This window comes from Streptomyces sp. NPDC102360, assembly GCF_044766085.1.
GTDB lineage: Bacteria > Actinomycetota > Actinomycetes > Streptomycetales > Streptomycetaceae > Streptomyces.
The window spans coordinates 74,995-89,035 of record NZ_JBIWLG010000018.1; the positions used below are offsets into that span (position 1 = coordinate 74,995).

Sequence of the window (14,041 nt, forward strand, 5' to 3'; positions counted from 1 at the left end):
ACAACTTCCCTTTCACACAAAGGAGTTGACTCTCATGTCACCGCTGCACCAGAGCCCCGCCGAGCGCTACGGCAAGCCCGACGAGCGCCCGCTCTCCGTCAACCCCTTCTACGGGGAGGCGAATCCGACGGCCGGGATGACGGACGCCCCGCCCAAGCACCGGCTGCCGCAGGGGCCGCTCGCGCCCATGACCGCGTATCAGCTGGTCCGCGACGAGCTGATGCTGGACGGGAACGCGCGCCTCAACCTCGCCACCTTCGTCACGACGTGGATGGAGCCGCAGGCGGGCGTCCTCATGGACGAGTGCCGGGACAAGAACATGATCGACAAGGACGAGTACCCGCGGACGGCGGAGCTGGAGCGGCGCTGCGTCGCCATGCTCGCCGATCTGTGGAACGCGCCCGATCCGTCCACCGCCGTCGGGTGTTCGACCACCGGGTCGAGCGAGGCGTGCATGCTCGCCGGGATGGCACTCAAGCGCCGCTGGGCGCTGCGCAACGCCGACCGCTACCCCTCGCGCGAGGCCCGCCCCAACCTCGTCATGGGCGTGAACGTGCAGGTCTGCTGGGAGAAGTTCTGCAATTTCTGGGAGGTGGAGGCGCGGCAGGTGCCCATGGAGGGCGAGCGGTTCCACCTCGACCCGACCGCGGCGGCGGAGCTGTGCGACGAGAACACGATCGGCGTCGTCGGCATCCTCGGCTCCACCTTCGACGGCTCGTACGAGCCGATCGCCGACCTGTGCGCGGCGCTCGACGAGCTGCAGGCGCATACGGGGCTCGACATCCCCGTGCACGTGGACGGGGCGTCGGGCGCGATGGTCGCGCCGTTCCTCGACCCGGATCTGGCCTGGGACTTCCGGCTGCCGCGGGTGGCGTCGATCAACACGTCCGGGCACAAGTACGGGCTCGTCTACCCGGGAGTGGGGTGGGCGCTGTGGCGCGACGCGGAGGCCCTGCCGGAGGAACTCGTCTTCCGGGTCAACTACTTGGGCGGGGACATGCCGACGTTCGCGCTGAACTTCTCGCGTCCCGGGGCGCAGGTGGTCGCCCAGTACTACACGTTCCTGCGCCTCGGCAGGGAGGGCTACCGGGCCGTTCAGCAGGCGACGCGACAGGTGGCGCGCGGGCTCGCGGAGCGGATCGAGGCGCTGGGCGACTTCCAGCTCCTCACGCGGGGCGACGAGTTGCCGGTGTTCGCGTTCACCACGGCGGACGATGTGAAGGCGTACGACGTGTTCGACGTGTCGCGGCGGCTGCGGGAGCGGGGGTGGCTGGTGCCGGCGTACACGTTCCCGGCGCACCGGGAGGATCTGGCGGTGCTACGGGTGGTGTGCCGCAACGGGTTCTCGTCCGACCTGGCGGAGTTGCTGGTGGAGGACCTGGGGCGGCTCCTGCCGGAGCTGCGGCAGCAGGCGCATCCTGCGACGCGGGACCGGGGTGCGGCCACGGGGTTCCATCACTGAACGTCGCGGGGCTCTGCCCCGGACCCCGCGGGCTCACGTACGAAAGGCGGGCTTGATGTGGTCAGTGGCTCAGCCGTGTGAACCTCCGGACCGCCAGTGGGAAGAAGATCGCCACCAGGGCCACCGGCCATGCCACCGCGAGCCACACCTCGTCCGTGCCGCCCGGGTTGCCGAAGAGGTGGCGGACCGAGGAGGCCGTGGCCGACATCGGGTTCCACTCCACGACCGCGCCCAGCCAGTCCGGCATGGTCGACGGCACCGCGAAGGCGTTGGAGAGGAATCCGACCGGCCACACCAGGATCTGCACGGCCTGCACCAGCTCGGGCTTCCCCGCCACCATGGCCAGCCAGATGCCCGCCCACAGCATCGCGAAGCGCAGCAGGAGCAGCAGCCCGAAGGCTCCGAGCACCGCGCCGAACGAGTTGTGCACCCGCCAGCCGATCGCGAGGCCGACCCCCGCCATGACCACGATCGACGCCGCCGACTGCAGCATGTCCGCCACCGAGCGGCCCACGAGGACCGCCCCATTGGTCATCGGCATGGACCGGAACCGGTCGATCACCCCCTTGTTGAGGTCCTGAGTGATCGCCAACATCGTCGACTCCAGGCCGAACGCCATGGTCAGCGCGAGCATGCCGGGGACGAGGAAGTCGACGTAGTCGCCCTCGACGCCCTTGCCGCCGCCGATCAGGTAGCCGAACATCACGAGCAGCATCACGGGGAAGACCAGGCCGACCACGACCTGAACCGGTTGCCGTGCCCAGTGGGCGAGTTCGCGCCGGGTCATCGTCCAGGAATCCGTGACCGCCAGGACCGCCGGTGTGCTCATGCGGGGACCTCCGTCAGGTGCAGGAACACCTCGTCGAGCGTGGGGCGGCGCAGCGCCACGTCCTCCGCCTCGACTCCGGTCTCCTGAAGGGCTCGTACGACGTCGGTGAGCGCGGCCATCCGGTCGTCCACCGGAGCGCTTACCAGGCGGCGGTCGGCGTCGACCGTGGCCCCCGGAGGCAGCATCGCGGCCACCTTCGGCAGCTGGGCGGCGTCCCGGACCACCACGTCGATCCGGTCGCCGCCCAGCTTCGCCTTCAGCTCGTCCGGGCTGCCGTCCGCCACGACCCGGCCCCGGTCCACCACCGAGACCCGGTCGGCCAGCTGGTCCGCCTCCTCCAGGTACTGCGTGGTCAGCAGCACCGTCGTGCCGCCGCCGACCAGCGAGCGCACGGCGTCCCACACCTCGGCGCGGCCGCGCGGGTCGAGGCCGGTCGTCGGTTCGTCGAGGAAGAGCACCTCCGGCTCCGTGATGAGCGACGCGGCGAGGTCGAGGCGGCGCCGCATGCCGCCGCTGTACGCCTTCACCGCCTTGCGGCCGGTGTCGCCCAGGCCGAAGCGGGCAAGGAGTTCGTCGGCCCGCACGCCCGCGCGCCGGGAGCCCAGGTGGTGGAGCCGGCCGAACATCTCCAGGTTCTGCCGGCCGCTCAACTCCTCGTCGAGGGCCGCTTGCTGGCCGAGCAGGCCGATGCGGTGGCGGACCTCGTCCGGGGTGCGCCGCACATCGTGGCCCGCCACCTCGACGCGGCCCTCGTCGGCCCGCAGCAGCGTCGTCATGACGCGTACGGCGGTGGTCTTGCCCGCCCCGTTCGGCCCGAGCACGCCGTGCACGGTGCCCCGGCCCACCGCCAGGTCGAACCCGTCGAGTGCCGCCTTCTCCCCGTACCGCTTCCGTACTCCCTCGGCGACGATCGCGTCCGTCATCCGGCTCCCTCCGTGGCCAAACCCGCCCGTAGTCAAACTTGACTAGGTGGGCGAAGGTAACCGAGGCACCATCATTCGTCAAACTTGATTAGCGGTCGCTCCCCGCGGGCCGCTCCCCGGCCGCGTACGGGTTCTTCTGCCCCTCCGCGAGCACCCCGACGAAGGGTTCACCCTCGCCCGCGAAGGTGTAGGCGCCTGCCTCGATGCGGGCGATCAGGCCCCTGGTCCACTCCGCGCCCGTGTCGGCCGAGAAGACCCAGTGGTTCATGATCTCGCCGATGTGGCCGAGCTGTTCGGGGCCGTCCTCGGGCGTGTAGTACTCCGTGACGGAGCGGCGCCACTCCTCCATGCTGCGCACGCGCTCCTTGAGCAGGTCCACGACCTCCTCGCGCGGCAGGTCCACCATGCAGCCGAGCGCCGCCGAGAGGATGTCGGGCCGCTGGTCGTACGAGGTCAGCGAGGAGCGGACCAGGGCGAGGTACTCCGCACGCCCCTGGTCCGTGAGCTCGTACTCGGTGCGCGGCGGGCCGCCTGCCGTGGAGGGCGCGATCTCGTGGGCGCGCAGCAGTCCCTGCTTCGCCATCTGCTTGAGCGCGTGGTAGATCGAGCCGGGCTTGGCGTTCGACCACTCGTGGGCGCCCCAGTACTCCAGGTCGTTGCGTACTTGGTAGCCGTGCGCGCGGCCGTGCTGGCGTACGGCCCCGAGAACCAGCAGGCGGATCGCTGACATGCGGTCCAGCGTAGACGTCGTACCGTCGGCCACATGAACATCACCCACGCCTCCTTCATCACCCTCCCCGTCACCGACCAGGACCGCGCCCTGCGCTTCTACGTCGACGTGCTCGGCTTCGACGTCGTCGTCGACCGCCAGATGCCGCCGGGCCGCTGGCTGCAGGTGGCGCCCGCCGGTGCGCAGACCGTCTTCACCCTGTCTGGGCCGGGGATGGGCGATTTCGTGCCCGGTTCGACGCGGGGGATCATGTTGGCCACGACCGATGTCGACGCCGACTGCGAGCGGCTCAGGGCCGCGGGTGCCGAGGTCAGCGGGCCCGACGAGCTGCCGTGGGGGCGGATGGCCGGCTTCAGCGACCCGGACGGCAACAGCCTGATGCTGATCACCGAGAAGAAGGGCCTGTGACCGCTCCGAGGCGAACCGCTTCGACAGGTGAGTGGATCGAGTTCCGGCCAATTCCGTGAACCGGTCCGCGCGTGCGATGGCTCGAAAGATCGCGGCCGGCGGATGGCGCTCGCATGCAATGCGAGTACTGGGGCAGGCGCTTTCCGAACTGTAACTGCGAGAACACCCCGCGTGCACGTGCATCTGCCCATGCAAGGGCATATGAACGCAGCTATGATCCTGGACAGTTGGGGCAGTTGATCACTGCTGTTCCGGCTTTCACTTTGACCACAGAATCATTCACTGTTACAGCACTGACAGCACCACCGGGGAGCGAACCGTGCACCACGTGTACAACGGCATGGCGGCCACGGAGTTGCACGGAGTGGTCTGGCAGAAGAGCAGGCACAGCAACTCGCAGGGTTCCTGCGTGGAGTTCGCGAAGTTGCCCGGCGGAAGGATCGCCGTGCGCAACTCGAACTTTCCCGAGGGGCCCGCGCTCGTCTATACGCCTGCGGAGATAGAAGCGATGCTCCTCGGCGTGAAGGACGGTGAATTCGACCACCTGACGGCCGGTGCCTGACGCAGCGTCAGGGGCCCTTTTCACAGCGTGACTTCGCGGCCCGACTTCACGGCCGACTTCGCTGTCGACTCGACTTCACAACCTGAAGAGCGCCCAGACGACTTTTCCGCTCAGCGCTCCGGCCAAGGGATGCCAGCCCCAACTGTCGGCGAAGGAGTCGACGAGGAACAGTCCGCGCCCCGACTCCGCCGAGAAATCGGCCTCGATGTCGCTGTCGACGTCCACTTCTTGGGCCACAGGACTGTCGTTGCTGGGATCGCGGACCGCGCACACTACGCGCGAAGACCAATGCATCAAATGAAGCCGTACGGGCGGATCCTGGCCGTGTGGGGTGTCCGCGGGGAGACCGTGCCGCAGGGCATTGGTGACGAGTTCGGAGACGACGAGACAGATGTCGTCGAAGCGCTCCAACGCTTCCCAGTCGGCGAGCGTCCTGCGACTGAACTCCCGTGCGCTGCGCACCGCTTCGTAGCGTGCGGGAAGAGCGCAGGACGCGGTACTGGAGACGGCCGAGGGGTCGACCGGCGGCAAGCCCTGCCGTAACGACTCCAACGGCCCGAGCATGGTCGATCCGTTCGTCCCCATGCGAGGTACTCCCCATTTTCGCAGTACGCAGCGAGCGGTGGTGGCGCCATCGTTCCGAATGCGTACAGCGGATGCAAGGGCAGATGCACGTGCACGCGCCCGACTTGAGCGCCCCCGTACCGCTTCTCGATGATTTCTTCCTACGACTTCTTGCGCATCTAGTTCGCGATCTTTCCATTTCTGTAACCGAACGAGTACAGGCTGGAGCGTTTTGATGGCAGACTTCGGCCGTGGACCAAGGGGAGGATGAAGAGACGTGACCGCTGGGGAGGCATGGGGGTCGCCCCAGGCGCTGAACTCTGGTGGGGGCTCGGTGGTGCGACGCATCCTGCTGGGCTCACAGCTGAGGCGCCTGCGGGAATCGCACGGGATCACCCGCGAGGCCGCCGGCTACTCGATTCGCGCCTCCGAATCGAAGATCAGCCGCATGGAGTTGGGACGGGTGAGCTTCAAGACGCGCGATGTCGCCGACCTGCTGACGCTGTACGGAGTGGATGACGAGGCGGAGCGCTCCGCGCTGCTCTCGCTCGCGAAAGAGGCCAACCTCGCGGGCTGGTGGCACAGTTACAGCGACGTGCTGCCCGGCTGGTTCCCGACGTACCTCGGACTTGAGGGCGCGGCGACCCAGATCCGCGGGTACGAGGCCCAGTTCGTGCACGGCCTGCTGCAGACCGAGGGGTACGCCCACGCAGTCGTCGAGCAGGGCATGAAAGGGGCCGCGCGCGAGGACATCGAGCGGCGGGTCGCGCTGCGCATCGAGCGGCAGAAGCTGCTGGTCGACGAGCGGTCGCCCCAGGTGCACATCGTGCTCGACGAGGCCACCGTGCGGCGCGTGCAGGGCGGGCGCGAAGTGATGCGCGGGCAGCTGGAGCATCTCATCGAGCTGACCTCGCTCCCCCATCTCACCCTGCAGATCATGCCGTTCAGCCATGGCTGGCATCCGGGCGAGTCCGGCACGTTCACCATTCTCACGTTCCCCGAATCCGACCTTTCGGATGTCGTCTTCCTCGAACAGCTCACCAGCGCCCTGTATTTGGACAAGCGCGAGGACGTGACGCAGTACGAGAGGGCAATGACGGAACTTTCGTCCCAGTGCCCCTCTCCCGAGGACAGTGGGCGACTGCTCCGTGACGCGCTGTCCGAATTGGCTTGAGTCTGCCGTGAGTTGACGGATCTCCTGCTGCAACTGCTGTTACTCACCCGTACGATGACGTCACATCAGAGGTGCCCGGCGCTGCAGCAAGGGATTACATGTCCTACTTCACGGAACTGGACCGGCAATACATCGACGGCTCGTGGCGTCCCGGACACGGGGCGTGGGACATTATCGACTTCAATCCCTATAACGGGGACAAGCTCGCCTCGATCACCGTCGCCTCCGCGGAAGAGGTCGACGAGGCGTATCGCGCGGCCGAGCGGGCCCAGAAGGACTGGGCGAAGACCAACCCGTACGCGCGCCGCGCCGTCTTCGAGCGCGCCCTGCGCCTCCTGGAGGAGCGCGAGGAGGAGATCGCCGAAGCGGTCATCGACGAGCTCGGTGGTACGCGGGTCAAGGCCGGCTTCGAGCTGCACCTCGCCAAGGAGTTCCTGCGCGAGTCGGCCCAGCTGGCGCTGCGTCCGCAGTGCAGCATGATCCCCTCGCCCGTGGACGGCAAGGAGAACCGCCTCTACCGGGTGCCGGTCGGGGTCGTCGGGGTCATCTCGCCGTTCAACTTCCCGTTCCTGCTGTCGCTGAAGTCCGTCGCGCCCGCGCTCGCGCTCGGCAACGGCGTGGTCCTCAAGCCGCATCAGAACACCCCGGTCACCGGCGGTTCGCTGATCGCGAAGCTCTTCGAGGACGCGGGCCTGCCGGCCGGTCTGCTCAACGTCGTGATCACCGACATCGCGGAGATCGGCGACGCGTTCCTGACCCACCCCGTGCCCAAGGTCATCTCCTTCACCGGCTCCGACCAGGTGGGCCGGCACGTCGGGACGGTCTGCGCCGCGCAGTTCAAGCAGGTGATCCTCGAACTCGGCGGCAACAGCGCGCTGACCGTGCTCGACGACGCCGACATCGACTACGCGGTGGACGCCGCGGTCTTCAGCCGGTACGTCCATCAGGGCCAGGTCTGCATGGCGGCGAACCGGATCCTCGTGGACCGCAAGGTGGAGAAGGAGTTCACGGAGAAGTTCGTGGCGAAGGTCTCCACCCTCAAGGCGGGCGACCCGCGCGACCCCGACACCGTCATCGGCCCTGTCATCAACTCCACGCAGGCGGACGCCATTTCGGGCGTCGTCGCCACCGCGGTCGCGGAGGGCGCCACCGCGCTCGTACGCGGTGGTGTCGACGGGAACGTGGTCGAGCCGGTCGTGCTCACCGGGCTGCCCGCCGACTCCCCCGTCCTGCGGCAGGAGATCTTCGGGCCGGTCGCCCTGCTCATCCCGTTCGACGGGGACGAGGAGGCGGTGCGGATCGCGAACGACACCCCGTACGGGCTGAGCGGCGCCGTGCACACGGGCGACGTGGAGCGCGGGGTGGACTTCGCGCAGCGGATCGACACCGGCATGTTCCACGTCAACGACGGGACCGTGCACGACGAGCCGCTCGTCGCCTTCGGCGGGCAGAAGCAGTCCGGGATCGGACGGCTCAACGGCGAGGCGACGCTTGAGGCGTTCACCACGCAGAAGTGGATATCCGTGCAGCGGGGGCGCTCGCAGTTCCCGTTCTAGTTGGGGGAAGTTGTGCACATCAGGAACGTACGGGTCGCCGCGGGCGCCCTGACCGTCGTGGCGGTGCTCGCCGTGGGCGGGTGCAGTGGTGGCGGGGACGACGGAGGCAAGGCCAAGGGCGCGGGCGAGAGCGCGGGTACGGGCTCGGGCGAGGGCAAGAGCACGCCTTCCAGCGGGAGTTCGTCCTCCAGTTCCGGTTCCAGTTCCAGTTCCGGTCCCAGTTCCGTGAAGGACGCCGAGGGCATCTGGAAGGCGTCCGCCGGCGGCAAGCCCGTCGTCCTGGTCGTCGGCGAGAAGCAGGCCGCGCTGACCACCGCCGACGGACACCTGTGCACCGGGACCCTGGCGGGTTCCGGGCAGCCGACGCTCGCGCTCAGGTGCGCGGACGGGAACACGGACCGCACGAAGGGCTCGGTCGAGTCCAACGACGGCAGCACGATGCGGATCTCGTGGGACGCGGGCCAGCAGGACACGTTCAAGAAGTCCACGTCCAAGGGCGGCGAGCTGCCGACCGGTCTGCCCAGCGGCCTCCCGACGAACTGAGTCACCGCCCGTCACCTCTGGTCGGTCGGCTCCCGGGTCATCTCCCGCGTCATCGGCGGCACGTCGGTGTCCAGGGCGTCGGAGAGTTCCTCCAGCGTTTCGAGGAACAGCGTCGCGCCGCGGCGCACCACCCGGTCCGGGACGCCCTCGCCGTCCCACGCGTCGAGGGCCTCGCGCACCGGCTTCCAGCGCGGGATCCGGCGCTCGCGGATGGCTTGCGCGCCGTCGCGTGTCGCGGCGCGCAGCGCGTCGGCGAGCGCGGCCGCGGCGGGCACGGGGGTCGTGCCGCGCTCCGGCAGGTGCGCCTCCATCAGCATCACGACGCGGCCGATGTGGTGCAGGGCGTGCGCGGCCTCGTCGGCGGCGGCGTTGGAGAGTCCGCGGTGGCGTACGGGTTCGGTCTTGGCGCGGGCGGCGGCCTGCTCCCAGGCGATGTGCGCGTCACGGGCCTTCAGCAGGGCCTCGCGCACGTCCGGGCAGCTCTTGCCCGCGGGGCTCGCGTAGTGGGCGACGACCGCGGCGGCGTACTCGCCGAGCGCGGCCAGCCAGTCGGCGAGCCGGGTGCGCAGGCGCGGGGTCTCCCAGGCCGGGTACAGGGCGTACGACAGCATCGCGAGTACGCCGCCGACGAGCGTCAGCACGACGCGTTCGGGGACCGTCTGGCTCCACTCCTGGCCGCCCATGCCGAGCAGGAACACCACGTACATGGCGATGCAGCCCTGGGCGGCGAGCTGCCCCGTGCGCATCAGCAGGTACATCAGCCCCGCGCACACCACGGCGAGTGCGGCGGAGAGATACGTGCCGGGGTGCGCGGCCTGCAGGATCCCGGTCGCCGCGGTGACCCCGACGAGCGTGCCGCAGAAGCGGGCCACCGCCCGTGAGTACGTCTGCGAGAAGTCGGGGCGCATGACCATCACGGCCGACATCGGCGCCCAGTAGCCGTGTCCGAACGGGAGGACGTCGCCGATGAGGTACCCGGCGACGGCGACCGCCGCCACGCGGTTCGCGTGCCGCAGAATCGGCGACCCGGGCCGGGCCTCGCGGCGGATGGCGCGCACGGCGACCGGAAGCAACTGAAAAACACTGGGCCGCCTCAACGGCTGAGCCGGCGGGACCGGGGCGGGGGCCGGGGCAGGGGCCGGGGCCACATCATCGGCACGCGGCACCGGGGGCCGCCTTGCCCACCCTGCCGCCCCAGGCGGCAGATTGCCCAAGGCGGGGTCGGCACCCCTCTCAAGCCCCTGCGGCGTTTGAGCAGGCTTTTCCAGCCCCGCCGGCGATTGAGCCGCGGGGCCCGGAGCAGAGCCCCGACCTTCCAGCCCCGCCGGCGCTTGAGGCGCGGGGCCCGGGGCAGAGCCCCGACCTTCCAGCCCCGCCGGCGCTTGAGGCGCGGGGTCCGGGGCGGAGCCCCGTGGCGTGGGGGTGGTGCCGCCCGCCGTTTCCACCACGTCGCGGAGGAGCGAGCCCAGCCGGGTGGCCGCACGTTGCGGCGGCCCGGACAGAATCGCCCCGGTATCCGGGGACCGGAACGCCGCAACCGCCTCCGGCGGAATCCGCACCGGCGCCCCCTGCCGAATCGCCCTCGCCGCAGCATCAAGAATCGCCCCCGCCGCGGCCAGCAACTCCCGCACACGATCCCGCTCCGCCCCCTCCTCCGGCACCCCGACCGCCGGATCCGCGAGCGAGGCCAGCACCGGCCGAATGCGCTCGGCGAGCCCCCGCGCACCGTGCAGTTGCGCCGGCCGCGTGCGCGCCTGCCGCGGCGTGAGCGCGGCCGCGTTCCGCGCCAGCATCAACGGCTCCGGATCGAACGCGGCGACCGGATCGTGCCGCAGCCGCCGCGCGTAATCCGCCTCCGCCGCGAGCGCGTCGGCGAGGGCGTCGCGGTGCGCTCCCCATCTGCGTACGGGGAAGAGGATCACCAGCGTCGCCTGGACAAGCCCGCCGAAGGCCATCATCGCCGCGTGGCCCGCGGCCTCGGCGATCGTCGTCGGCAGCGTGATGGTCACGAGCATCATCGCGACGTTCGACGAGGCCATGATGCCGATGGTCGGCCCCGCCGCCCAGGCGAGACCGGCGAGATACGTCCACAACGCGAGCAGCGGCAGGAAGAAGACCAGGTGCGAGCCGGTGAGGTAGCCGAGGAACGTCGAGATGCCGAGGCTCGCGCCGGACGCGAGCGCGAGCTCGGGACGCGGCCGCCAGCTGCGCTGAAACGTGGCGATCGCCGCCTGGAACGCGCCGAAGGCGGAACCGGCCGCCACCGCGGGCCCGAACAGCGACAGACTCACCGCGATCACGATCGCGAGCCCCGCGGCGCCGCGCAGGGCGATCAGTGGTTCGAGGCGCTTGCGCTCCACGGTCAGGCCCGAGCGCGTGGTCACCTTCAACGCCCGGAACCAGCTCATTCCGCAAGAATACGGGCATTGGCCACTCCGGACGGCGGGGGCTTACCGGTGACCCACCGAGAGCTCGCCAAGGGCTCCCCGAGGGCCCTACTTCCCTTCGCGAAGCACCAGATCCAACAGACCCGGGAAACGGGCGTCGAACTCGGCGCGGCGCAGCCGGTTGAGGCGCCGGGGTCCGGCGTCCCGCTGTTCGAGCAGACCCGCCTCGCGGAGCACGGAGAAGTGCCGGCTCAGCGTCGCCTTGGTGACCGGCACGTCGAAGGTGCCGCAGGTACGCTCCCAGTCGGCGGCCCCGGACAGCTCACGGACGAGCGTGCGGCGCACCGGGTCGGCGAGCGCGACGAGCGCCGCCTCCAGGGGTACGTCCGCCGGTGCGACATGCACCGGCGCCGCCCGGTGCCCACTCGCCGTACCTTCTGCCACCGCCATGCCGTCCTCCCGTGAAGACCCTTTGAACACCCTGGAACACCCTGGAACGCCGTTGAACACCCTTGCCGAGTGTTCGATGTCGTACATACACTCCGAATGTTCGTAGTTCATCAAACACTCTAATGCCCCGCCGCCCTATGGAGGAGCCCCGTCATGCCCCTGCCCGCACCCCCGTCCCAGCAGTCTCCCGTCCGTGTGGGCATCGTCGGCCTCTCCGCCAAGCGCGGCTGGGCCGCCAAGGCCCATCTGCCCGCGCTGCGCCTGCTGAACGGCTTCGAGGTACGCGCGCTCTCCGCGAGCAGCGCGGACTCCGCGCGGGCCGCCGCCGAGAAGTACGGCATCGCCCACTCGTTCGGCACCGCCGCGGAACTGGCCGCGTCCGACGAGGTCGACCTCGTCGTGGTCACCGTCAAGGTGCCGGACCACCGGGAGATCATCGAGTCCGCCCTCGCCGCGGGGAAGGCCGTGCTCTCCGAGTGGCCGCTGGGCGTCGGTGTCGCCGAGGCCGAGAAGCTGGCCGCGCTCGCCGCCGAGCGCGGCCTTCGCACCTTCACCGGGCTCCAGGCGCGGTCCGCACCGCTCGTGCGGCACCTGCGCGACCTCGTCGCGGACGGCTACGTAGGTGAGGTGCTGTCGACCAGCATGGTGGCGTCAGGGAGCGGCTGGGGAGGGGAGGTTCCGGAGGGCTCCGCGTATCTCCTGGACCGGTCCACCGGGGCGAACATGCTGACCATCCCGTTCGGCCACACCCTGGACGGGCTGACGGCGGTGCTCGGCGACTTCGACAGCGCGGCGCAGGTCGGCGCGGTCACGGCCACCCGGCGCCGCGAACTCACGGACTCCCACGGGACCGTCCACCGGCCCGACGTCCCCGACCAGGTGGTGCTCGGCGGGGTGCTCGCCTCCGGCGCGGTGGCCTCCGTGCACTTCCGCGGCGGCACGTCGCGGGGCACCAACTTCCACTGGGAGATCAACGGAACCGAGGGCGACCTGGTCGTCACCGGCGACACCGGGCATCTGCAGATGGGCGAGTACACGATCGCGGGGGCGCGCGGTTCGGACGCCGGTCTCGCTCAACTCACCGTTCCCGAGCGCTACTTCGACCCCGAGCTCGCGGAGCTGCGCGGCACCGCCGCGTACAACGTCGGCGCCGCCTACGCCCAACTCCGCCGCGACCTGGCCGACGGCACCTCCGTCGTCCCCGACTTCGCCCACGCCGTCCGGCACCACCGACTGCTCGACCGCATCGAACGCGCGGCACGCTGAGGCTGCCGCCCAGGGGCCGGACCTAAGGCAGGCGCGGCTGCCCGTGGAGGCGGGCCCGCTGCGCCGCCTCGGTGCCCTCGGTCCAGCCCGCCCCGTCGGTGACGCCCCTCATCCGCGTCGTCACGGTCTCGGGGAACATCTCCTCGGCCCGCCCGGTGACCGCCACGTCCCGCGCGGCGAGCACCGGCAGCACCTCGCCCGCCTCGCCCGCCTCACCCGTCACCCGCTCGGCGACGGCGGCGAGCCGGTCCCCGATCCGGTGCGCGTACGCGGCCAGGAACGACTGCCGGAAGGTCTTCGTACGCTTCCGGCCGCCCGCCCGCTGCTCGGCCTCGGCGCGCGTCATCGCGGCGGTGGCCTGCACGAGCAGCGACGTATGAAGCACCTCGACGACCTCCAGATCCGCCTCGAAGCCGACCACCGTCGAGAACCCGAACGCCGAGTTCCACACCGCGCGGCAACGGTTCGCCGAGGCCACGGCGTCGAGGAGGACCGCCTTCGCCGTCTCGTAGGGGGCGTCGACGCCGATCCGGCAGGCGGTGGGCGCGTCCTTCGCATGCGTACGGGATGCGAGCAGCGCCTCGTCGACCGAGTGCCGGGCCATCAGCTCCTGCGCCTTCGCCGACAGCGCCTCCGCCTCCGGCGGGTACCCGGTCCGCTCCGCCTTGGCGAGCAGCGCGCGGATCTTCGCCAGGGCACGCGGCTCACCCGCCACGGGGACGGTGATCGACTCACCGGGCACCGGCCCGACCGGCTCGATCGCGGGCAACCGCGCCAGCAGCCGGTACAGCTCCAGGGCGGTAGTGGCGTCCGAGAACCGGTCCACGCGCGCGTACTCCTCCGCCGGCAGCTCGGCAAGCTGGGCGGCCCAGTGCGGCGGCAGATTCTCGTACCGCTCGGTCTCGGTCCGGATCAGCCGGGCCGCGAGCCGTTCATGGCCCGCGTCAAGACCCTCCTCCCGTACGACCATCCGCAGCACGTCGGCCGGCTGCCAGCCGCGCTCCCACGCCCGCCGCACGAACTCCCGCCCTCGTCGGGCGAGTTCAGCGTCGGAGGCGGGGTCGGCGGCGAGCAGCGAGGCCCCGGTGTCGAGATCGCCGCCGTCGTGCAGGGCGGCGGCGAAGGCCCGCTCGACCGTGCTGTCACTGCTCGTACCGCTCATACGGCCATGATCCCAGCCCTCCGAG

14 protein-coding genes are annotated in these 14,041 nt (G+C 70.5%); 7 read left to right on the forward strand and 7 right to left on the reverse strand.

Annotation, left to right across the window (positions count from 1 at the left end; all coding sequences use genetic code 11):
* Positions 1-34: 34 nt before the first annotated feature.
* Entirely contained in the window at positions 35-1,462 is a 1,428-nt protein-coding gene (locus ACIRHA_RS40125; RefSeq protein WP_403856271.1) for a glutamate decarboxylase, read from the forward strand.
* Between the two features lie 61 nt (positions 1,463-1,523).
* On the opposite strand, the gene ACIRHA_RS40130 is transcribed toward ACIRHA_RS40125, so the two are convergent.
* The 3 genes from ACIRHA_RS40130 to ACIRHA_RS40140 all read right to left on the reverse strand — a co-directional run bounded on the left by ACIRHA_RS40130 (position 1,524) and on the right by ACIRHA_RS40140 (position 3,944).
* Positions 1,524-2,291: an ABC transporter permease gene (locus tag ACIRHA_RS40130; protein WP_403856273.1), complete on the reverse strand. Its 768-nt coding sequence runs from the start codon at positions 2,289-2,291 to the stop codon at positions 1,524-1,526.
* Positions 2,288-3,214: an ATP-binding cassette domain-containing protein gene (locus ACIRHA_RS40135; RefSeq protein ID WP_403856275.1), complete on the reverse strand. Its 927-nt coding sequence runs from the start codon at positions 3,212-3,214 to the stop codon at positions 2,288-2,290. The genes ACIRHA_RS40130 and ACIRHA_RS40135 overlap by 4 nt, the downstream gene beginning before the upstream one ends.
* Positions 3,215-3,302: 88 nt before the next feature.
* Positions 3,303-3,944 (reverse strand): PadR family transcriptional regulator, encoded by a 642-nt coding sequence (locus ACIRHA_RS40140; protein WP_403856277.1) that lies wholly within the window; start codon positions 3,942-3,944, stop codon positions 3,303-3,305.
* A gap of 33 nt (positions 3,945-3,977) precedes the next feature.
* On the opposite strand from ACIRHA_RS40140, the gene ACIRHA_RS40145 reads away from it, so the two are divergent.
* Complete coding sequence (locus tag ACIRHA_RS40145) at positions 3,978-4,352, forward strand: VOC family protein (protein ID WP_403856279.1); 375 nt, start codon at positions 3,978-3,980, stop codon at positions 4,350-4,352.
* 319 nt (positions 4,353-4,671) lie between these two features.
* Positions 4,672-4,914 (forward strand): DUF397 domain-containing protein, encoded by a 243-nt coding sequence (locus ACIRHA_RS40150; RefSeq protein WP_266711349.1) that lies wholly within the window; start codon positions 4,672-4,674, stop codon positions 4,912-4,914.
* Positions 4,915-4,989: 75 nt separating this feature from the next.
* Here the strand turns inward: ACIRHA_RS40150 and ACIRHA_RS40155 are convergent, their stop codons facing one another.
* A complete protein-coding gene (locus ACIRHA_RS40155; RefSeq protein ID WP_403856281.1) occupies positions 4,990-5,499 on the reverse strand; it encodes an ATP-binding protein in 510 nt (169 codons plus the stop codon).
* A gap of 256 nt (positions 5,500-5,755) precedes the next feature.
* Between ACIRHA_RS40155 and ACIRHA_RS40160 the strand changes: the two genes are divergently transcribed.
* The 3 genes from ACIRHA_RS40160 to ACIRHA_RS40170 all read left to right on the forward strand — a co-directional run bounded on the left by ACIRHA_RS40160 (position 5,756) and on the right by ACIRHA_RS40170 (position 8,751).
* Positions 5,756-6,652, forward strand: a complete 897-nt coding sequence (locus ACIRHA_RS40160; protein ID WP_403856283.1) for a helix-turn-helix domain-containing protein — start codon at positions 5,756-5,758, stop codon at positions 6,650-6,652.
* A gap of 98 nt (positions 6,653-6,750) precedes the next feature.
* A complete protein-coding gene (locus ACIRHA_RS40165) occupies positions 6,751-8,208 on the forward strand; it encodes an aldehyde dehydrogenase family protein (RefSeq protein ID WP_403856285.1) in 1,458 nt (485 codons plus the stop codon).
* A 12-nt stretch (positions 8,209-8,220) separates the two neighbouring features.
* On the forward strand, positions 8,221-8,751 hold the full coding sequence (locus ACIRHA_RS40170; RefSeq protein ID WP_403856287.1) for a hypothetical protein: 531 nt from the start codon (positions 8,221-8,223) through the stop codon (positions 8,749-8,751).
* Between the two features lie 11 nt (positions 8,752-8,762).
* Here ACIRHA_RS40170 and ACIRHA_RS40175 read toward each other — a convergent pair whose 3' ends face one another.
* Positions 8,763-11,159 (reverse strand): FUSC family protein, encoded by a 2,397-nt coding sequence (locus tag ACIRHA_RS40175; protein ID WP_403856289.1) that lies wholly within the window; start codon positions 11,157-11,159, stop codon positions 8,763-8,765.
* 87 nt (positions 11,160-11,246) lie between these two features.
* Positions 11,247-11,588 carry an ArsR/SmtB family transcription factor gene (locus ACIRHA_RS40180; RefSeq protein ID WP_403856291.1) on the reverse strand — a complete coding sequence of 114 codons (342 nt, stop codon included), beginning with the start codon at positions 11,586-11,588 and terminating at the stop codon, positions 11,247-11,249.
* A gap of 153 nt (positions 11,589-11,741) precedes the next feature.
* Between ACIRHA_RS40180 and ACIRHA_RS40185 the strand changes: the two genes are divergently transcribed.
* Entirely contained in the window at positions 11,742-12,854 is a 1,113-nt protein-coding gene (locus tag ACIRHA_RS40185) for a Gfo/Idh/MocA family protein (protein ID WP_403856293.1), read from the forward strand.
* Positions 12,855-12,876: 22 nt separating this feature from the next.
* Here the strand turns inward: ACIRHA_RS40185 and ACIRHA_RS40190 are convergent, their stop codons facing one another.
* Entirely contained in the window at positions 12,877-14,016 is a 1,140-nt protein-coding gene (locus ACIRHA_RS40190; protein WP_403856295.1) for a DUF2786 domain-containing protein, read from the reverse strand.
* Positions 14,017-14,041: the final 25 nt, after the last annotated feature.